The sequence below is a fragment of the Vreelandella sp. L-15 genome, from assembly GCF_056857635.1.
Map to the genome: position 1 here is coordinate 1 of NZ_JBSXNN010000105.1, position 19,608 is coordinate 19,608.

Here is a 19,608-nt window from a genome sequence, read left to right on the forward strand (position 1 = left end):
CAGTGGCCTATCGATGCTGATTTTCTGAGCTGCCTGGGCGGCAGCTAACTACAAGATCAAAGATAAGGATGGTCGCGTTCATTTCTGAGCTGCCTGGGCGGCAGCTAACCAGCAGACTCAGGAAAACGCTCGCCGCCAGGATTTCTGAGCTGCCTGGGCGGCAGCTAACGAGCGAGGACACGGCCCCTTGACGGGCCGGACTTTCTGAGCTGCCTGGGCGGCAGCTAACCCCACGGCGAAGACGATATTGGAGCGGTGGTTTTTCTGAGCTGCCTGGGCGGCAGCTAACAGGTTCATGTTGGAGGCCATGCGTCCGCCCACTTTCTGAGCTGCCTGGGCGGCAGCTAACGTTGATTGCCCGCGCCTATATCGCTCAGTTCTTTTCTGAGCTGCCTGGGCGGCAGCTAACGACACGCTGACCGGGCTTGTGCCCGGCCTGGAGTTTCTGAGCTGCCTGGGCGGCAGCTAACCTGGCGGAAAGCTGCCCGACCAAGATTTTCTTTTTCTGAGCTGCCTGGGCGGCAGCTAACGGGCGGCTGTCGGCAGATGAGCGCCGCGTGCTTTTCTGAGCTGCCTGGGCGGCAGCTAACAGCACCCAAGGCAAGAGCGAGGCTGAGGTGGATTTCTGAGCTGCCTGGGCGGCAGCTAACGTGGCCCACCTGGAAGCTGACGACGCGCAAATTTTCTGAGCTGCCTGGGCGGCAGCTAACGCTCCACCGCCCAATCGCGGAGACGGTGGAACTTTCTGAGCTGCCTGGGCGGCAGCTAACATGGCGGGCTGCCAGCCGGATAGAACGGACAGTTTCTGAGCTGCCTGGGCGGCAGCTAACCTCCGCCCGCCGCAGCTCCGGCCATAGCCGGATTTCTGAGCTGCCTGGGCGGCAGCGAACAACTGGCTGGCCATCAATCTCGTTCCAGCTATTTTCTGAGCTGCCTGGGCGGCAGCGAACCCCTGGCCCGTTCTGTATCCGACCAGGTTTATTTTCTGAGCTGCCTGGGCGGCAGCGAACTGGAGATCCCGACGACGAGGGCCAGCTTTTGGTTTTCTGAGCTGCCTGGGCGGCAGCGAACGGTTGCTGGCCGGGCTCCCAAGGCTTGATCCATTTCTGAGCTGCCTGGGCGGCAGCGAACCTTGCGTGGAGTGGAGGGTTTCTTTTTGACCTTTTCTGAGCTGCCTGGGCGGCAGCGAACGTTGATATAGAGTGGTATGCGCTACCGAGAAATTTCTGAGCTGCCTGGGCGGCAGCGAACCCCATCTCCGGTTCTTTTCCCGGCAGGAAGGATTTCTGAGCTGCCTGGGCGGCAGCGAACCAAGTGCTGGAGGCTGCCCTGGAGCAACGCCATTTCTGAGCTGCCTGGGCGGCAGCGAACGGGGCGCCGGGAGGCTGGGGGCGCCTGCGGACTTTCTGAGCTGCCTGGGCGGCAGCGAACGACGACTGTGGCGCGTGAATACCCCGGTGTCATTTCTGAGCTGCCTGGGCGGCAGCGAACAGCGTCTCGGTGTCGTCTACCCAGGGCAGGGTTTTCTGAGCTGCCTGGGCGGCAGCGAACGTGCAGTTTACGCAGCAAATGGGTGGCGCGCTTTTCTGAGCTGCCTGGGCGGCAGCGAACGGCCAAAGCGGGCGATACGACGGCGATGATCTTTTCTGAGCTGCCTGGGCGGCAGCGAACCGGGAATATTGAATTCAGTATTGCGGCAGTCATTTCTGAGCTGCCTGGGCGGCAGCGAACAGTCTTTTGGTTTGGCTCGTATCTTGCGTTGCTTTCTGAGCTGCCTGGGCGGCAGCGAACCTCATGGACATCATGTTCGAGCGCAACGCGACTTTCTGAGCTGCCTGGGCGGCAGCGAACCACACAATGGGTACGGTCAGGTTTCCTATAAATTTCTGAGCTGCCTGGGCGGCAGCGAACGACGCCAGAAAGGAATCCAGCTCTTGCCGGATTTTCTGAGCTGCCTGGGCGGCAGCGAACTAGAGTATATCAAAATTAATGTGCTGATTGTTAAAGAGCTTTCACCAAAAAAAGCGGCATTACCCTTTCAGAAGCAATACCGCTAAGTCATTGATTATTAGCTGCCTATTTTCATGTTAGAAAAAAGGGTCAAAACCAGGGCACGGTGGCGCTGGGGCTCAAGCCGTAATGGCTGAATGAGCCTTCCGATGAAGACGCTGCAGGTTTGCCATGTTCAATAAATAGGCTGAAACGCTGTTGAGTAGATCGACTATTGATCTGCACAAACGGTAGCTCAATTCGTCGTGCCGCCACCTTGGCGTAAATACTCCTTGCTTCCTCTTCGCTAATGCTGTGCCGTTTGGCATAGCGCTTGGCACGGCTCTCGCTGCCCGTGTTGAACTGCTTCCGCGCCACGTTGATATGCTGAGCACCCGCAGGAACTTCCAACACTGCGCTTACCTGCGTGTGATCCCGCATGCCTGTCAGCCAATCCATACCCATCAGCTGCTGTAGTCGCTCATGGGTGCCATGCAAACGCAAATGGCTGCCTAACGTGCGGGCACGAATACCGTGTTTATGGACTGGAAAGCTCACGCCTAGATCCGTTGCCTGTAGGTCGAATAGCGCTCGATGCAACTTGTTGTAAAGCGCCCCCATCAGCATGGCTTCGGGAAAGTCGGGGTCGGGCCTTAGCCGGATATCGATGTAATGATCCATGGCTTACCCCGCTTCGCCGAACACGCCACCACGGATGAGTGTTGCCATCACAAAGTGCTGGTTTTCCTTGGAAGGCACTTGATCTTTGATCATCCAGTTATCCAGCAGTGAGTAAAAGTCGGCCTTCTGCTTGGGCTGGCGGTACGCTTTGCCTTGAGTGGTCACTGAACCATAAGGCTCGACAGCAATAGGCCCAAGATCTTCATCGTTTTCATTGGGGTACCAGGTGTCGATGGTACGGATGGCGTTACCCAGTTTTTGCGAGTGAATACCGGCAATATCGCTGACGTGGTAAAGCGTTTTGCTTTTGTCGCCTCGGCCTCGATCAAGAATCAGCTCTTGAGAAGGGAACACCTCTTGACCACTGCCCATGCGGACATAGGCCACCACCTCCAGCAGCAAGTGCTGCTCGCCCGCCAACGCAGCGGCGATGACACCCGCCAGCTCTTTAAGCTCGGCAGTATCCTCGAAAGCACGCAACGAAAGTGACAGTGCATCAAACGTCCACTCTTTGGTGGCTTTGCCTTGAGCCAACTGGCGAATACTCACTTCTACTTGCTCTGCGCCCATGCGGTTGCGCCACAAAAAACGACCATTGGCGAGGTTATTGGCATAACGATGCGCCAGCTCGCCGAAGCCTTGTGCTTGTTTATATTCGGCAACGGCCTGTTCCAGCTTGGCTTGGTACTCAGCGTTATTACAGGCTGACGGTGTTCCCGCACCAGCCAGCACGCGCAAGGTGAAACGGGCGACCATGGTATCTGCATCATGGGGCAGTGTGGCTACATCGACGGTTTGTAGATTGGGGTTTTCAATCTGCGCATCTAGTTTTGCGGGGTCTTGGTCTTTGGCTTTCAAGCGGTTGGAAATGGTGCCGCGCACCGATTTTTCGCGCACCTCAACCGGCTGCCACTGCTGTTCATCTTGCCGCTTATCCCAGTTGCTGGCGTATAGCAGTGCATCGGAAGGGTCGAGCTTGCGCTCAAACGCGAGGACGGAAGCGGTTTTGAGGGTATCGTTTTTAGCCATGATAAAGCTCCTTGTTTACTGTGCTGAGGCGCGAAGGTGATAGTCGTTATTGAGACGGTAGAGGCCCGCTTCTTCGTCGTTATCAACGTACCAAAGCAGGTCTTCAGGTTGCTTCATGCGGTGCGGGCTAACCCATTCACCCATGGAATAGAGGCTTTCGACAAAGCGGAACGGGGTCTTGGTATCGCGGGCGTTGGCGACTTCACCTGGTTGGAAAAGATCTGAAATAGCGCCATAACCCACTGGAATGGGCACCAGCCAGCCACGATAGGGCCGCTGCGCCTGCCAAACGGGCTTCTCGTTGGGTTCGCCTTCATTTTCTAACGTGCACACATGGTTAAGACGAGAGAGGTCTAACCATGCATCCAGTAAACTGGCGTCTGGATGTTGCTGTTGCAGTGTTTGAAGGTGCTCGGTGAGGTAATCATCCCGCAGTGTGAGGGCAAAGCCCGGCAGCCAGCGCCGCTTTAAGCGCGCGAACTGCGTTTGACGCCGCTCTTCATCGTCATCAAGCATGACCCATTGCGGGCGTTGTTTGTGGCTTGGTACCGCACGGTTAGGGATGACACTGCCTCCGGCAATGCGCATGCCCGATACAATCTCACTGATTTGATGGGCGATAACCTCATGCTCGCTTTCTGCAGCGCCGGTATCAATCGAGAAAATCAGCGTGATATCCAGATGGATACGCCCTTCTTCTACAATCGCTGCCGTACCGCCTGTCTTATCCACCGGATTACGCGTCAGGTGAAAGCCACGGATGTAACCACCCTCAGTGGCCTGGGCTTCAAAGTCATGGCAAATAACCCCAACGCGGCCTAACGAAACAGGAAGACTCGCCTCTGCTAACTTCCGCTCTAGAGCATGCATCAAACCTACAAATGCACTCATGGCAGGAAAGCCCCAAGTCATTGGGCTGGAAATCGCGTTGGCGTTTTGTACCCGTAGGCGTGGCAGAACTAGGAGGTTTTTTACTTCACTCATCGTCATCACCTCCTGGCAGGTTGGTTAAGTCTTCCGTTAGGCTTTCCATCCAGCGGCGATCACGATCCTGCAGGCGTTGAGGGGTCGCATCTTTTGCGAGCGCTTTCTTCCAGTGCCGGAACTCCACATCCCCCAAAGGCAGCTTTCCGCCTAACGCGGTATTGAGCCAGCTAGCAAAGCGGTGGCGAATATCGTCGGCCCACTCCACACTGTTTCGCGCTTCACGAAAAGCGATATCCTCTTCGGCGCGACCAGGGTCTAGCCAATACATTTCTTCTACTGATAATTCGCACTTTTCATCGTCGCTCCAGCCCGCAGGCAGGCTATGCATCTGCATGGCAAACAGCGCCAACTCATCCATCAACATGGCGGTGTAGTCATCGCGCAGGTCGCGGGTGTGCATGTCTGACGTAGGGTTGGTTTCAAGAAACTGTTTGAGGTCTTTAACCAGCGAACGTACGTCTGAACGACTGCCAAAGACGCCAGGATGAGAGAAAACCGATGCGACTTTCAGCGGTGGGCGAATATCGCGCACATTCCAACTGGGTGGCATGGAAGCTAACAAATAGTTATTGCCGCCCCGCTCGCTATTCAGCTGCGAGATGTTTTGTGGCTTGGTACCGCCCATTTTCTGTGCAGCCAAGTTGGGATAACTGCGCACCGAGTGCTCAGCGTATTTGCCTTCCCGCTTGGCTTTACGTGCCTCTTTGGCCTTTTCGCTAAAACGGTCATAGTTAATGGTTTGAAAGACACGGTGCGCCAGAGAAGTGGCGTAGAGCGGTGCTATCAGATGGAAGTTCTCAGCGTCATTTTCTACGTCTGCGGCATCATCTCCCACCAGCCAGTAGAGCTGTTTGCCTCGGGTATGCGAGGCATGCTCACCGCGCGGTTCGGTAATCGCTGCAAAGGCGCTGATCCACGCCTGAGCTTGCTCAGGATTATCGCTTAACGCTTTTGCCAGCTCAGTGTCATTTTCCAGCGCCCGCTCAAGCAGCGACTTTCCCTCAAATTGCAGCTTCAAGAACTTATAGACATCCAAGGCGGCAGCGTTCCCTACGACATCGCCCGCAAAATCAGCGGGCAGCGTGTGGCTGCCGACAAGAGAGTGGTTATTTAGCGACTCAGGTGGGGCGTAAAGATTGGAGCCTTTGGCATCGGGATGAATAGGCTTGAGGGAGTGGGTGACGACTTGTAGTTGGCCAACGCGTCTTGCTGCATCGTTGACCCAGGTATCGAATTGAAATTGCTCCACTAGCGCCTGGTATTTGGGATCGTCGGGCTGCAGCTTTTCCGCCTTGGTATCGAAGCGCTCTTTTAAAAATTGCTCAATCGCACTTCGAACACCCTTCTGCTGACTATTTTCCATAGATCATCCTTAAGGGACTCACTTAATTAAAATGAAGCTGCATTCACACTAAGCCAACCCTCATATTTTTGCAAACCAATTATTGCGCAGCATGCAGCATATAGCTCCCTGTGCTATTATTTTATCTCTGTTGGACATACAGCTCAGTAAAATTAATGCGCTGCAATTTTTAGCTGCCGCACAGGCAGTCCCAGCGTGACATCCTTTTAATTCAGTACTACTATTAGTACTACTATTTGAGAGCGCTTATGGCAAAGCTTGATAAGCTTTTGGATAAAGCACGTCGGCAGCCTAAAAGCATGGGCTTCGACGAGTTAGCGTATCTTTGCGATCACTACTTTGGCCCTCCTCGCCAGCAAAAAACCAGCCACAGGGTGTATAAAACACCTTGGCCCGGCGACCCTCGCGTTAATATCCAGCGGGGCAAAAATGGCGAAGCCAAGGCTTATCAGGTACGCCAAGCGCTCGCTGCCATTGATAAATTGTCGTCATCAGCATGACGATTGGAGTTGCACCATGGTGAACCATACCCATTACACCTACCGCATTCGCTGGTCTGAAGAAGACGACCAATTCGTTGGTTTATGCACCGAGTTGCCCAGCCTCTCTTGGCTTGCCGATACTCACCAAGAAGCGCTGGAAGGTATTCTTTCCCTCGTTGCCGATGTAGTGGTCGATATGGAAGCCGAAGGCGAAACACCCCCCACTCCACTTTCTGAACGCCACTACTCTGGTCGTTTTAATGTGCGCATTCCCCCGGAAAAACACCGTGAGCTTGCGATTAAAGCTGCAGAGGAAAATATCAGCCTCAACCGCTTAGTCAGTGACCGGCTCGCGAACGCTTAGCTAGCGGCTGCGCCAAAACCCCAACACCGGGTGATACCCCCACCGCTGGTTTCTAGCCGAGGCAGTGACCGTGCCGAAGGTACGGGCGGCGCGATCCAGGGAGATAGCCAAGTCTTCCGCTAAGTCAGCCAGCGCCGTTAAGTAGTCGCTTGCGCCCCATGGTTGTATCCGCTCGCCCTGTTCTTCTGATAGATCTATCCGCAACAGCAGGCTTTCTTCCACCGGTACGTAGAGCTTTTCGCCTCGCTTTGCGCCATCGTCTACGCGGTGTAGCGTCCAGGTTTCACCGCCCTCATCAGGCAACAACGCTAGCGTTATTTCAGGTTCGAGCTGCTGGCGAAATGGATCACGCTGAATCAATACACCGGTTAAATGTAGCTGCGGCATCACATGCCAACTGTAGGCTCCTAAGGGCGGAGGCTTGGGCGTTTTGCCAATTCGTAGCTCTTTTTTGGTTAACGGCTCGGCAGGCTGCTCGATCATCAGTTGGTGCAGCCGCTCATGTTCCAAATCGACAAGGCTATCTTTGGCGTGCAGTGTTTCCCGCGCCAGCACACGGGGGCGGGCGTCAATCACCTTGTACTCATCTTCCGTTAACAGCTCACTAAGCGAGTGGCTACTTAGCCGCCATTGAAGATCTGTTTCAAAACCAGGTTTGTGAAAAGCAGGCTTTCCAGGCTGCTCCCAATGCTTGAGATTGGTATCGAGCAGCAAAATATTGGGCGACTCACACACCTGCTCGCGATGTCGGCGTACGCGGCCCGCCAACTGAATAATCGAGCGCATAGAAGAAGGCTCCACTATGGCCCAATCATAGTCGTGGTCGCGGCCCACCTCCGTTACCGGCGAGCCAAGCACAATAAACAAGTGGTCGCTCTCTTCACTGCTATCCAATAGGCGGCGGATATCCGGCTGCTGAAAAACGCGATCAGGCTCCGCCCGTTGCAGTGTTCGATCTAACTGGCGCTCAATGCCAGAGCGCATCACCAACGGGTGGCGGGAGTGGTAAACGCAGAGGTGGATGCGCACACCTTCCGGCGCGCCCTGCTGAAACAGCACCCTGGCGACATCCACTAAGGGATCAATATTAGCCATGCGAACCAAACCAAAGCTGACCCGCTTGCCCGAATGTGGATCAACGGAATGATGCTGCTGGTGAAGCGCTAGCGCATTTTGACGCAGCAGGGTCGCAATCGTTGGCCTTACCTCTTCAGGGCGTTTGCTCAACGGCGGTAACGCTAAAATATCTGCACGGCGGCGTACTGGGCTTTTGGCCAAACGTTCTAAGCGGCGCTTGGCAAAAGCGTTGTGTGCGGCCTTGAAGGTCTCGCTACTGGCGCAGTTTTCATGCTGGCGGTCATGCTCGTCGAACCAGGCACAGCAAATATCCACCGCCAAGCCTGGTTCGCCACGATGGCGTTGAAAAGCTTCACGACCGCTTCGGTAGGCTTCATACAACCCTTCAACCAGCGCAGGCGGCAAGGTGGCCGATGAAAGCAGCACCCGTGAACCTAGCAGCCCGGCCCAATTGACTAATCGAGTAAGCGCAGGTAGGTCGTTGATATCGAAATCGTCGATTTCATCGAGCACTAAATCGCTGCTCATTAGGCGCAGCATGGGCACGATCTGTCGCCCACCGCGTGTGCTTTCCGTGGCAGGCACGAGATGGTCAACGGTACATACCAAAATGGGCGCGGCGATTAGCGCGCGGGTGCCCGGCTCACCGCTTAAACGACGCAGCACCGGGTGGCTATCAAAATTACCGTCAAACACAACATGGGCATCTTCTTCGATCAGCGCTTGTTTGGAGGCTGAACCACTAGCTTCGGCTTCTTGCTCGTAGTGCTCAAACAGGGCTTTATTAGCGCTGCCACCCACGCGCACGGCGAGTTCGTCTTCACCCAAATTCAAACGGTCACGGAGGGCTTGGCCGGTTTGCAGGGTTAATGTGCGTAGCCCCAGTGCAATGCTAAAGCGCGCGCCCTGCTGAGGGTCGGCCAGGGCGTACATAATGCGCCCATTGGCGAGGGTTTTACCGCAGCCGGTAGACGCCATGTTAATGCCAAAGAAGCCTTGGCGCTGGCTGCACTCCCTAAGCGATTGCGCTAGGTCGAAAGCTTTATCTTGCCAGCGAAAGCGTGGGTGGCTACTGCGCTTACGAAAGCCTTTATGGCGCGCCAAGCGAGGCAAGTGGCTGTCTACACTGGGTAGCGCACGGGCGACCGCAGCGGCGTGTTTCTCAACTCCTAAAATATGCTCGTCTAACGGCTGATTGGGCTGCCCGGTTTTGCGCACGGTATTGGCTATTAACGGGTAGTTAGGTTCGCCGCGCACGCGGTGCTGGAGGTCTTCCAGGCTTGAGTAGTGGTGGTCGGCCAGCATTAAGCTAAGCCGGGCTAAGTGCATAACGTAGCGGCTTTCCAGCCAGTGGCCATCCTGTTGCAGCCGCGCCTGTAACCGCGTGGCAAGCTTCGTTGCGCGCTCACGCCAGCGTTGCGTGCTAACGGGTAATCCGCCCTTGAATTGCCAGTAGGGCGCGATGCGCGCTGGGTCTTGCGTCTCGGGAATCTCATTCCACTCAGCACTGATGGACTCAAACAACTGGGGCAGCTGTTCAGCTTGCAGGTTGGTCTTTCCACCCCAGCGCTGGGGCGTATCAGCATCCGTTGGCGGCGACTTCAGCGGCAGGCGGTGGTGACTAAGCACCAACCAACCAAGAGCGGCAGCCAGCGGTGGCAAACGACTAAACACCGCTGAAGTAGCGCCGTCTAGCCCATCACGCTCTAACCCCACCAGCCAGTCCTGCTCTTGATAGTCACCTTCGGCCAGGCGCGCCAGCCAGGTGGCGTCATCGTCACTCCCCACAAAGGCTTGAAACAGACGCAGCGATATCCACTCATGACGGTATAAGTTGCGCCCATCTACTTTGCCTTTGAGCCGCTGCTGAAAAGCATCACAGGCTTTCCCAAGATCGTGCAGTAACGCGGCCAAGGCAGTGAGCAAGAGAATATCTTCACCGCTGTGCCAGTCATTTTCATCGCGGCGGCGCAGGATATCTCGGGCGGTGGTATTGGTCGGTACGGCTCCATTGAGATTGAACTGGGCAGCATCCCCCACTACCCACATCAGCTCGCTGTGGTCGTGGCCACGAATCCAGTGGCAGGCAACGGCGGTATTCTTACGGGCGGTTTTACGCAACAGCTTACGCAGCGTATCCAGCCCGGCTTGGGTAATCGGTGTTTGCCACGCGCGGTCGCCCCGGCGTTCGGCAAACTGGTCGAGGATGCGGCGCGTTTCTTTTAGGGCATTTTTATTGCACTGGGAAATCAGCAGCACGTTCATGAATCAGTGCTCCCAAGCGCTTGGGCGACGTCCTTGAGCGTATCAATCATGAAGTCGAGGGATTCGGTACGGGTTAAGCGCTCAATACACGCTTGGCGGAACTCTTGCTCTTCATCGCCGCGCATGGCGGAAATAAACGCCTGGGGCAGGATGACGGCGTCTTTTACCAAGTCCGCCACATCAAAAACCAAGCCGCCCCGGCGGGTTTTACCGTGCAGTACTGCCAATCCATGAGGAATCCCCAGTACCCAAGTGGCGGTCGCCGCCAACCCGTAAGCGAGATAGTTGCCGTGATCGAGAAAGCGATTGGCGGGATCGGTGCCTGTGCCACGCTTGGCGCGGGTAAAGTCGCCGTAACCTACGGCAATAACGGCAAGCTTAAAGAGCGTCTTGGTCAGTCGCGCTTCTAAAGTGAGTAGGTCAATCGTGCTAGGTGCTTGGCTAATCGCTTCGCGGTGATGGGCAAGGGCACTGTGTAGGTGGTCGGTGGCAATGCTAAAGCCTGCCTCTTTCATCACACGGCTTGTCCACAGCGCTTCAATACGCGCAAGGCGCGCCTGCTGAAATGCGCGGGCGGCATCCAAGCGTTTGGCATCATCAAACCAAAAACGCACCCAATATTGCAGATACTCCGTGGGCCGGTACTCGCTTTGTGGCGTCAGCCAAGCGACATCCACATCCACTTCATTGGCAGCGAACAGCGGTGTGCCACCGCCTCCACAGAATCCGACTAACACACCCGCTTTGGCGAGTTCACGCATGGCGGCTTGGGTAATCGAGGTGCCCGTTCCCAGCAACAGGGAAGTGGTATTGGCAATGGGGATATTCCAGTAGCGGGATTTGCTGCCCTCATCGGTCACGTACTCCACTCGCCCACCATTCACCAATACTCGGCAGTGCTGGAGGTAATAAAGGTTTGCACGCTTGGAATGCAGGATGGTTTTAAGGTCAGAAGGCGAAAAGTCATCCATGGCAGCTCTCCCTATATTTTTTACCTATCTAATCATCCTTCGCTTTATAACGCCATTAATCTTCGCCATTCTTAGCCCGTCTGATTCACCCCGGCCCTGCGCTATCGTCGTGCTACGCTTAATGCTAATTCACGGCTTTTAGGTGTTCTGTTATGCGCTTACGTCAACTTTCACGGGGTACCTTGGCGGCGGGGGGCGGCGCTGTTGCTGTCGCTGCCTGTTCAGGCACAGACCAGTGCCGATTGGGCAGCTTACGATGAGGTGTTTGAGCGTGGGGCGCAGCACGCGCAGTGGTGGGATGCGGGTTGGACGGGCATCTATGCCGCCAGCCTTGCGTTTGATGCTTACCAATCCAGCGAAGCCAGCGACCCGGACGACCGTTTTGATGCCCGCGTAGGAGCCGTAAAATCCGCCTTAGCGCTGGGCGGTATGCTGACGGATCGCCAGCCGCATCAGGCGGCACTGGTAGAGTACGAGCGCCTTAAAGCGCAGGGTGAGTTAAGCGGCGTGCAGGCGTTGGGGCTTTCGCTTGCCCAGGCGGAGCGTGAACGCCGTGGGTTTGAGGCGCGGGTTAGCTCGCTGGTGGTGAACACTGTGGCGGGGGCGGTAATTGCCGCTGACGGTCGCGAGCGGGATGGTGCCATCAACTTCGCTACAGGCATGCTGATTAATGAGCTGCAAATTTGGACGCAGCCTAATCAGGCCTCCAGCGCGATTAACCGCTTTCAGCCTGCCCGCGTGTCTCTTGGCCCCATCACGTTAGAAGGCGAATACGCGCTGATGGTATCGCCCCAGCAGATTGGCGCTACCTGGCGCTATTAGGTCGTTACCTTCTCTCTACACTATTTATCTATGTTTAGTGCCTGAATTGCCATTGTCGCTTTGTTAGGCACTTTTGGAGTGGGCGGAAGATTAGCGCGCTTACCGTTGTCAGCGCGCCGTGAGCGCGTAAAATATCCGCCACTTTTTTGGTTTCACCAAATGTTATGTTATAACTTATTTATTCGATAGCGAGGACGCTCGATGAGTGAGCACATGCATCGCCATAACAAGGAAGGCCCTTGTCATTTTTCGCTGATGTCGTTGTCTGCCACTAAGCGGTTGGGCTTTGTCGCGCTCCCGTTGCTGGCGCTTTGGGGGCTGGTGGTGTGGGCAGGCGGGTGGCCGTTATGAGTGAACGTTCCTCTTCGCGTTTGCAGCTGCACGACCTGCACTTGGCCCAGGGCCGTCGCACGGTGTTAGAACATGTGGATGGCGATATTAAGCCCGGCGCGATTACCGCATTAATCGGCGCGAACGGTGCCGGTAAAAGCACGCTGATTCAGGCCATTATGGGTGAGCTTCGGCCGATTAGCGGCAAGGTGGTATGCACGGTGGATAAAGCGCGCCGTGCCTGGCTGCCCCAGCAGCTGGCGTTAGACCTCACCTTCCCCATGAGCGTGGAAGAGCTGGTGATGACCGGCAGTTGGCCCAGCCACGGGGCGATGAAAGGTTACTGTGCGGCCCACTATCGCAAAGGCCGCGAGATTATGGCGCGCCTGGGTATTTCTCACTTGGCTCACCGCCCGCTGGGCGAGCTTTCCGGCGGCCAGCGCCAGCGGGCGCTAATTGGCCGCACGCTAATGCAGGAAGCAGAGCTGCTGCTGCTAGACGAGCCGTTTGCCAACGTAGATAGCGATACGGTCGATATTTTGATTCGCATCTTGCGCCAGATGGCCGATGAGGGTGTCACGATCATTATTGTGCTGCACGATATGGACCACCTGCGCCGCTTGGCGGATGAGGTGTTGATGCTGAATGGCGGCCATGGCCGTTGGGTCGCTCCCAGCGCGCTCAACCACCAGCATGCCCCGGCCCAAGTGGTGCCGTTTACCTTAGGAGGCCGTCATGCTGGCACTGCTTGATGCATGGTTCATTGCACCGTTTGATTACGGCTTTATGCGCCGTGCCGTGGTCGGCGGGCTTGCCCTTTCATTGGCCGCGCCGCCGCTGGGGGTGTTTTTGGTGCTGCGCGGCATGAGCCTGATTGGCGATGCCATGGCCCACGCGATTCTGCCCGGCGTGGCGCTGGGCTTTTTGCTGGCAGGCTTTTCGCTGCCGGTGATGAGCGTGGGCGGCGTGCTGTTTGGGGTGATGGTGGCTTTGCTAGCAGGGGCGGTGTCGAAAATGGGCGGCCAGCGGGAAGATGCCGCTATGGCGAGCTTTTTTATTATTTCGTTAGCCGCTGGGGTCATGCTGATTTCCATGGGAGGCAGCAGCGTGGATTTAACCCACGTGCTGTTCGGCTCCATTTTGGCGATTAACTCGACGGCGCTGCTGCTAATCGCCTCGATCAGTACGCTGATTGTGATCACTCTGGCGATTATCTTCCGCGCCCTGGTGGTGGAGTGTTTAGACCCGCTGTTTTTACGCGGCCAAAGTAGTCGTAGCGGTTGGGTACATAGCGTCTTTTTAGGGCTGCTGGTACTGAACTTAACGGCGGGCTTCCAAACCCTGGGCACGCTGATGGCCGTTGGCTTAATGATGCTGCCCGCTACGGCGGCACGGTTTTGGAGCAAGCGGTTAGAAGGCTTGATCGGGATTGCCGTGGTGTTAGCAATGCTGGCCAGCACTGGCGGGCTGCTGCTGTCGTTCCATTTAGACACGCCCTCAGGCCCGAGCATTATTTTGCTGGCAGGGGTGGCGTATTTACTCTCGGCGCTGTTTGGCCGTTACCACAGTTTGGCCGCTAAGTTGCGGCGCAAAACCACGCCCTTGGCGCTGGAGCAGTCGCACTAGCGGGTTGATGTTCATACGGTTATTTCTTAAATCAGGAGCATGTTATGTCGCTTTTCTCTTCATCGCGTTGGCTGGTGGGCATTTCGGCCATGTTGGCACTGCCTGCCGCCATGGCCAACGAGCGGGTGCAGGTTGTCACCAGCTTTTCTATCTTGGCGGATATGGTGGAAAACGTCGGTGGAGAGCATGTGACGGTCAGCTCGCTGGTGGGCCCTGATGGCGATGCCCACGTTTTCTCCCCCAGCCCTGGCGATGCCCGTGCGCTAGCCGGGGCTGACTTAGTGGTCTTCAACGGCTTGCTGTTTGAGGGCTGGATGGAGCGCCTGATTGACTCAAGCGATTATAGCGGCCCGATGGTCACCGCCACCGACGGCCTTTCTCCGCGCGCTTTTGCAGCGCATAGCGATGATGAGCACAGTCACGATGCGCATGAGCATGAGCATCATGACGAGCACGAGCATGAGGAACAGGGTCACGACGATCATGCCCATGATGACCATAGCGGCCACGAACATGGAGACGAAGATCCTCACGCTTGGCAGGACCTGCAGCAGGCCAAGGTTTACGTCACCAATATTCGTGATGGTTTGATCGAGGCGGATAGCGCCAATGCGCAGAGCTACCAAGCCAACGCCGAGCGCTACTTGGCTGAGTTAGATGCCACCGATGGGGAAATTCGCGAGCTGCTGAGTGAGATTCCCCCGTCTTCCAGTGTGATTACCGGGCACGACTCATTTGGCTACTTCTCTAGCGCCTATGGCGTTAATTTTCTCTCGCCGGTCGGGCTCTCTACCGAAGCCGACCCCAGCGGCGCCAGCATGGCGGCTTTGGTGGATGTGATTGAGCAGGAGAACGTGCAAGCGCTGTTTCACGAGAACATGACCAACCAAGCGATCATTACACAGCTGGCGGAAGAGACTGGCCTGCCTATTGCAGGCACCCTTTACGCGGATGCGCTGGCCAGTGAAGGCGATGCTAGTACGTACCTGGGCATGATGCGCCACAATGCGCAGGTGCTGCACGACGCTCTTGCAGAGCCGGGCCATGATGATCATGGTTATGACGACCACGACCACGACCACGACCACGACGATCATGGTCATAGCCACTGATTCATACCGTGAAGACAAAAATACCGCCGACTCGGCGGTATTTTTTTGCATTGCATTTTGCGCGGTGGATGGGGAGACTTGCATCACCGACTTTCGTTAACGCTGTTTAAACCACTGCAAAGAGCCAATGCCATGCGCCTAAACGCCGATTTTAGCCACTTTGCCTGTGTCACGCCGGAGCAGTACCGCTGGGTGGCCTCCCCCAGTGCGGGCGTGGAACGAATGATGCTGGACCGTATCGGCGATGAAGTGGCCCGCGCCACTAGCCTGGTGCGCTATGCGCCTAATAGCCAGTTCAGCCACCACACCCACGACGGCGGCGAGGAAATTCTCGTGCTAGAGGGCGTGTTTGCGGATGAGCATGGCCGCTACCCCGCTGGCAGCTACCTGCGTAACCCGATTGGCACTGGCCATACGCCGCAGATTGGCGAAGAGGGCGCGCTGATACTGGTTAAGTTGCATCAGTTTGATGAGAACGACCTGCTCCAACTGGCGATTCCTGCTCACCGCTTGCCCTGGCAGCCTGACCGTCGGCCGGGCATTACCTACAAAATGCTGCACACCTTTGGCGATGAGCGGGTCAGCCTGGAGCGTTGGGAGAGCGATACCACCATCGACTACCCTGCCCTGCCCGGAGGCTTAGAGCTATTGGTGCTGGAAGGTTCGCTGTGCGACGCGGGCAGCGAATACCCGAAAGGCAGTTGGTGTCGCTACCCACCGGGTGCGGCCCCGCAGCTTCGTGCAGGCCAACACGGTGTGATGATGTACGTTAAGCGCGGGCACCTATCTGACGCCCTTTCCCAGGCTAGCGCGCCAGGCCAATAAATGGCAGCAGAGTGAGCAGCGCAATCAGAACCACCGCCACCATGACCAGCGTTACCTGAAACGGGTGCTCCGCTAAGCGACGCCAGAGGGTTGGCGCTTCATTGCGGGCCAGCGCCTCTTTATGGGCTTGGCGTGCGTTAGCTTGGCGTTCGGCCTGATACTCGGCCAATGCGGCCTCTGCGTCATCACGCTGGACAGGGTTGCGCAGCCAAATGGCATCGACCCCCAGGCGGAAAAAGCCCGCCTGGGTTTCGTACACATCAAAGCCATGCTCATCCAGCAGTTGGCGGACTTCCATGGCTTCTTCATCGGTTACATGGCGCAACCGAAACAGCAAATGGGCCATCTTAGTCGCCCATGGCTGCCATGCGGTCGGCTTGAATCACTTCAATCCAGTAGCCATCCGGATCTTTCACGAAGATAACGTCTTTCATCTTGCCCTGGTCGGCACGCTTCACGAAGGTTACGTCGTGCTCATCAAACCACGCCTGGGCGGCTTCTAAATCCGGCACGTTGAAGCAGATATGGCCAAAGCCCTGGGGCTCGGCGTTGCCATCGTGGTAGGCAAAATCCTGCTGGGTTTCGGTGCCCCAGTTGTGGGTCAGTTCTAACAGGCCTTTCTGGCTAAAGGTCCAGGCGGTGCGGGCTTGGGTATCTTCCGGCACGCTGTCGCTGGCTTCCACGTTGGCGAGGAAGTAGAGCGAAAACTGCATCTCTTCAAAGTCCAGGCGGCGCAGCACCTGCATACCGAACACTTTGGAGTAGAACGCCAGGGCGCGTTCCGGGTCTTTTACCCGCAGCATGGTGTGGTTTAAGCGAAAACCCTGAGTTTGTGGGGCAACGGGGGCAACGCCTGGGTGCTGTTCACCTTGAAACGACATACAACTCTCCTATTGCGGGTTGGGGCATTATGAAAAGTATGCTGATATAACGCAAATTCTTTGACGAACATATTACCTTGTACAAGGCTTAGGCTGCTAACAGCGTCAAGCTGTCTACCGCTATTTGCGTATTGATCATTTTGCTTACTTCCCCCTGTTATGAGGGCGCAGGTTGTATATTTCCAGCCCTCACCCAAGGACCCTTTATGTTCCGCGATCGAAACGTACTAGGTGAGCCGTTAACACCCTGCCGCCACTCTCTTAATCGTTGCTGAAAAGTAGCGGCTGCACTGGGGCTTTACAGCCTCGCCCAAGGCTAGGATAGTACCCACCAACGACAGGGGCGCCGCCCAGCGGCTGAGAAGCACCCTTCGAACCTGAACCGGATAACGCCGGCGTAGGGAGTCGTGGTGCTCACCACCACCCCCTTCGCCGGGAGGAAACCATGACCTACCCCCCACTTGGCGACATGCTCGTCACTCTGCGCGATACCACGCCGCTTGTTCACTGCATGACTAACTATGTCGCGATGAACAGCACGGCTAACCTACTGCTGGCTACGGGTGCCTCGCCTGCCATGCTGCATGCCCCTGAAGAGGTGGCTGAATTCACCGCAATAGCGGGCGCACTCTCCATTAACATTGGCACGCTCTCTACCCCTTGGGCAGAGTCGATGCAGCTTGCCGCTCGCACGGCTAAAGAAACAGGCACCCCATGGGTGTTAGACCCAGTAGCGGTCGGGGCCACCGCCTTTCGTCAGCAGGTCTGCACCGCGCTGCTTGCCCATCGGCCTAACGTCATTCGCGCCAACGCATCGGAAGTCATGGCGCTCACTGGCTTAGCCAGCCAAGGTCGCGGCGTCGATGCCACCACCACAACGGAGGATGCCGCCCAAGCGGCGATCAAGCTGGCACAGCAGCAGTGCTGCATTGTTGCCATGACCGGCGAAACCGATTTGATTACCAATGGCACCCACCACTACCGTTTAACGGGCGGCCACGCGCTAATGCCGCGCGTAACCACCCTGGGCTGCGGGTTAAGCGCTTTGGTAGCGGGTTTTTTGGCCGCCAACCAGGCCCATCCACTTTCGGCAACGCTGGCTGCGCTGGCGTGCTTCAGCATTGCCGGAAGCCGTGCGGGGCAGCAGGCCAGTGGGCCGGGCAGTTTTCAGGTCGCGCTACTGGATGCGCTGTATGCCCTTACCCCTGACGATCTCTCTTCTCTTAGCCAGCTGGAGACGCTCCATGCCGTTTGATCTTGCGCTCTATTTAGTCACCGATGCTGCGTTATGCGCCGAAACGGGGCTTGAAGCGACCGTGGAAGCCGCCGTGAAGGGGGGCGTGACCATGGTGCAGCTGCGCGATAAGCATGCCAGCGATGAGGCCATGATTGCCCAGGCAACACGGCTGAAAGCACTGCTGGAAGGTAGCGGTGTGCCCTTGATTATTAATGACCGGCTAAGTGTGGCCATCGCCAGCGGTGCCGACGGCCTGCACGTGGGTCAAAGCGATACCGCGGTTCAAGAGGCGCGGGCGGCGCTGGGGCCGCAGGCCATTCTAGGACTGTCGATCAACACCCTCGCGCAGCTTCGTGACGCGCCCATCGCGCAGTTGGACTACGTCGGGTTAGGCCCCATTTTCGCCACTGCCAGCAAGCAGGATCATGCTCGCCCCATCGGCTTCGAGGGCCTGGCGGAGCTGGTGCGCGCCTGCCCGTTGCCTAGCGTGGCGATTGGCGGCTTAAAGGCGCAGCACGCCGCCCAAGTGAGTGCCGCCGGTGCCCAAGGGATGGCGGTGATTTCTGCGATCTGCGGCCAGCCCGACCCTTACCGGGCGGCGCTGGCGTTTCGCGCCTCATGAGTCGGCTCGACCAACTGACCGCCTTCGTGAAAGTGGCGGAGCTTGGCAGCTATACCCGCGCTGCCGAGGCATTGGATCTTTCACGTACGCGGGTGTCGCGGCAGGTCATGGCGCTAGAGGAGACGCTAGGCGCTCGCTTGATTCAGCGCACGACGCGGCGGCTGCATCTTACCGATGCGGGAGAGCGCTATTTAACCCATGCCCAGGCCATTTTGCTGGCGCTGGAGGAGGCCGCTGCCGATGTCGGCAGTGGCACTCACACTGTGAGTGGGCGGCTGCGCATCAATGGTCCCATGAGTTTCGGCACGCGCTATCTCGCGCCTCAGGTAGCGCAGTTCATGCAGGCACACCCCGCACTCGACGTACGCCTCGATCTCAACGACCGCCGCGTAGACTTGTTGGAGGAGGGCTATGATGTCGCCATCCGCATCGGTAGCCTGCCCGACTCCAGCCTGATCGCCAGACGGCTAGCCCGCTGCCAGCTCGTGCTGTGCGCGTCACCCGGCTATTTAGCGCAGCACGGCACGCCTTTGCGCATCGAAGACCTTACCCAGCACCACTGCCTACGCTATCGCAGCGGGCAGAACAGCGGCGACTGGCGCTTCGGCCAGCAGTACGTTAGCGTCACAGGGCCGCTGGAGAGCAATAATGGGGATATGTTGACCCATGCCGCAGAAGCGGGATTAGGCATCGCCCAGCAACCCAGTTTTCTGATTCATGAGAGCATCCATCGGGGGCACTTGGTGCCGCTTCTATTAGACCTACCGCCGACCTACCTAGACATACACGCCCTCTACCCCGCACGGCGTTTTCTACCCGCCAAGGTAGCGCACTTCATCGATCAATTGGCCGATGCCTGGGGCGACCCACCCATATGGGAACAGGGGCTTGGATTATCGCGCATATCGCAACAGTAAAGTGCTCATCGGTTAGATTATCTTCTCC

19 protein-coding genes, 1 CRISPR repeat array and 1 riboswitch are annotated in these 19,608 nt (G+C 57.1%); of the genes, 11 read left to right on the forward strand and 8 right to left on the reverse strand.

The window, feature by feature from the left end:
- Nucleotides 1-21: 21 nt before the first annotated feature.
- Nucleotides 22-1,971: a CRISPR direct-repeat array (repeat unit 28 nt; unit sequence TTTCTGAGCTGCCTGGGCGGCAGCGAAC).
- A gap of 129 nt (nucleotides 1,972-2,100) precedes the next feature.
- From cas6f to csy1, 4 genes are read right to left on the reverse strand one after another with little or no spacing between them, the layout of a single operon-like run.
- Nucleotides 2,101-2,670 carry a type I-F CRISPR-associated endoribonuclease Cas6/Csy4 gene (gene cas6f / locus AC13CY_RS17230; protein WP_062361879.1) on the reverse strand — a complete coding sequence of 190 codons (570 nt, stop codon included), beginning with the start codon at nucleotides 2,668-2,670 and terminating at the stop codon, nucleotides 2,101-2,103.
- 3 nt (nucleotides 2,671-2,673) lie between these two features.
- Nucleotides 2,674-3,699, reverse strand: a complete 1,026-nt coding sequence (csy3, locus tag AC13CY_RS17235; protein WP_062361883.1) for a type I-F CRISPR-associated protein Csy3 — start codon at nucleotides 3,697-3,699, stop codon at nucleotides 2,674-2,676.
- A 15-nt stretch (nucleotides 3,700-3,714) separates the two neighbouring features.
- Nucleotides 3,715-4,683 carry a type I-F CRISPR-associated protein Csy2 gene (gene csy2, locus AC13CY_RS17240; RefSeq protein WP_062361888.1) on the reverse strand — a complete coding sequence of 323 codons (969 nt, stop codon included), beginning with the start codon at nucleotides 4,681-4,683 and terminating at the stop codon, nucleotides 3,715-3,717.
- Complete coding sequence (gene csy1 / locus AC13CY_RS17245) at nucleotides 4,676-6,049, reverse strand: type I-F CRISPR-associated protein Csy1 (protein ID WP_474786928.1); 1,374 nt, start codon at nucleotides 6,047-6,049, stop codon at nucleotides 4,676-4,678. The genes csy2 and csy1 overlap by 8 nt, the downstream gene beginning before the upstream one ends.
- Nucleotides 6,050-6,297: 248 nt before the next feature.
- On the opposite strand from csy1, the gene AC13CY_RS17250 reads away from it, so the two are divergent.
- Together AC13CY_RS17250 and AC13CY_RS17255 are read left to right on the forward strand one after the other, a co-directional pair.
- Nucleotides 6,298-6,549, forward strand: a complete 252-nt coding sequence (locus AC13CY_RS17250; RefSeq protein ID WP_054640917.1) for a toxin HicA — start codon at nucleotides 6,298-6,300, stop codon at nucleotides 6,547-6,549.
- Nucleotides 6,550-6,565: 16 nt separating this feature from the next.
- Nucleotides 6,566-6,895, forward strand: coding sequence for a type II toxin-antitoxin system HicB family antitoxin (locus AC13CY_RS17255; protein WP_054640916.1), 330 nt, complete (start codon nucleotides 6,566-6,568; stop codon nucleotides 6,893-6,895).
- On the opposite strand, the gene cas3f is transcribed toward AC13CY_RS17255, so the two are convergent.
- On the reverse strand, nucleotides 6,896-10,237 hold the full coding sequence (cas3f, locus tag AC13CY_RS17260) for a type I-F CRISPR-associated helicase Cas3f (RefSeq protein WP_474789995.1): 3,342 nt from the start codon (nucleotides 10,235-10,237) through the stop codon (nucleotides 6,896-6,898).
- A complete protein-coding gene (gene cas1f / locus AC13CY_RS17265) occupies nucleotides 10,234-11,208 on the reverse strand; it encodes a type I-F CRISPR-associated endonuclease Cas1f (protein WP_054644984.1) in 975 nt (324 codons plus the stop codon). The genes cas3f and cas1f overlap by 4 nt, the downstream gene beginning before the upstream one ends.
- Before the next feature lie 204 nt (nucleotides 11,209-11,412).
- Between cas1f and AC13CY_RS17270 the strand changes: the two genes are divergently transcribed.
- From AC13CY_RS17270 to AC13CY_RS17295, 6 genes are all read left to right on the forward strand, one after another.
- Nucleotides 11,413-12,030 (forward strand): hypothetical protein, encoded by a 618-nt coding sequence (locus AC13CY_RS17270; RefSeq protein WP_253556835.1) that lies wholly within the window; start codon nucleotides 11,413-11,415, stop codon nucleotides 12,028-12,030.
- Nucleotides 12,031-12,231: 201 nt separating this feature from the next.
- Nucleotides 12,232-12,381 carry a hypothetical protein gene (locus tag AC13CY_RS17275; protein ID WP_162835825.1) on the forward strand — a complete coding sequence of 50 codons (150 nt, stop codon included), beginning with the start codon at nucleotides 12,232-12,234 and terminating at the stop codon, nucleotides 12,379-12,381.
- On the forward strand, nucleotides 12,378-13,112 hold the full coding sequence (locus AC13CY_RS17280) for a metal ABC transporter ATP-binding protein (protein WP_054640913.1): 735 nt from the start codon (nucleotides 12,378-12,380) through the stop codon (nucleotides 13,110-13,112). The genes AC13CY_RS17275 and AC13CY_RS17280 overlap by 4 nt, the downstream gene beginning before the upstream one ends.
- Nucleotides 13,096-13,986 carry a metal ABC transporter permease gene (locus tag AC13CY_RS17285; RefSeq protein WP_062361902.1) on the forward strand — a complete coding sequence of 297 codons (891 nt, stop codon included), beginning with the start codon at nucleotides 13,096-13,098 and terminating at the stop codon, nucleotides 13,984-13,986. The genes AC13CY_RS17280 and AC13CY_RS17285 overlap by 17 nt, the downstream gene beginning before the upstream one ends.
- Before the next feature lie 44 nt (nucleotides 13,987-14,030).
- Nucleotides 14,031-15,098, forward strand: a complete 1,068-nt coding sequence (locus tag AC13CY_RS17290) for a metal ABC transporter solute-binding protein, Zn/Mn family (protein ID WP_483052833.1) — start codon at nucleotides 14,031-14,033, stop codon at nucleotides 15,096-15,098.
- Between the two features lie 132 nt (nucleotides 15,099-15,230).
- Nucleotides 15,231-15,923 carry a cupin domain-containing protein gene (locus AC13CY_RS17295; protein ID WP_054640912.1) on the forward strand — a complete coding sequence of 231 codons (693 nt, stop codon included), beginning with the start codon at nucleotides 15,231-15,233 and terminating at the stop codon, nucleotides 15,921-15,923.
- Here the strand turns inward: AC13CY_RS17295 and AC13CY_RS17300 are convergent.
- Nucleotides 15,904-16,269 carry a DUF6164 family protein gene (locus tag AC13CY_RS17300; RefSeq protein WP_044628810.1) on the reverse strand — a complete coding sequence of 122 codons (366 nt, stop codon included), beginning with the start codon at nucleotides 16,267-16,269 and terminating at the stop codon, nucleotides 15,904-15,906. The two genes, AC13CY_RS17295 and AC13CY_RS17300, sit on opposite strands and share 20 nt — an antisense overlap.
- Before the next feature lies 1 nt (nucleotide 16,270).
- Nucleotides 16,271-16,804, reverse strand: coding sequence for a lactoylglutathione lyase (gene gloA / locus AC13CY_RS17305; protein ID WP_044628811.1), 534 nt, complete (start codon nucleotides 16,802-16,804; stop codon nucleotides 16,271-16,273).
- A 329-nt stretch (nucleotides 16,805-17,133) separates the two neighbouring features.
- Nucleotides 17,134-17,225: riboswitch (TPP riboswitch) on the forward strand.
- 24 nt (nucleotides 17,226-17,249) lie between these two features.
- On the opposite strand from gloA, the gene thiM reads away from it, so the two are divergent.
- From thiM to AC13CY_RS17320, 3 genes are read left to right on the forward strand one after another with little or no spacing between them, the layout of a single operon-like run.
- Entirely contained in the window at nucleotides 17,250-18,059 is an 810-nt protein-coding gene (gene thiM / locus AC13CY_RS17310; RefSeq protein WP_483052834.1) for a hydroxyethylthiazole kinase, read from the forward strand.
- Nucleotides 18,049-18,663, forward strand: a complete 615-nt coding sequence (gene thiE / locus AC13CY_RS17315; protein WP_062373713.1) for a thiamine phosphate synthase — start codon at nucleotides 18,049-18,051, stop codon at nucleotides 18,661-18,663. Before thiM ends, thiE begins: the two co-directional genes overlap by 11 nt.
- A complete protein-coding gene (locus AC13CY_RS17320) occupies nucleotides 18,660-19,580 on the forward strand; it encodes a LysR family transcriptional regulator (protein ID WP_054640911.1) in 921 nt (306 codons plus the stop codon). Before thiE ends, AC13CY_RS17320 begins: the two co-directional genes overlap by 4 nt.
- Nucleotides 19,581-19,608: the final 28 nt, after the last annotated feature.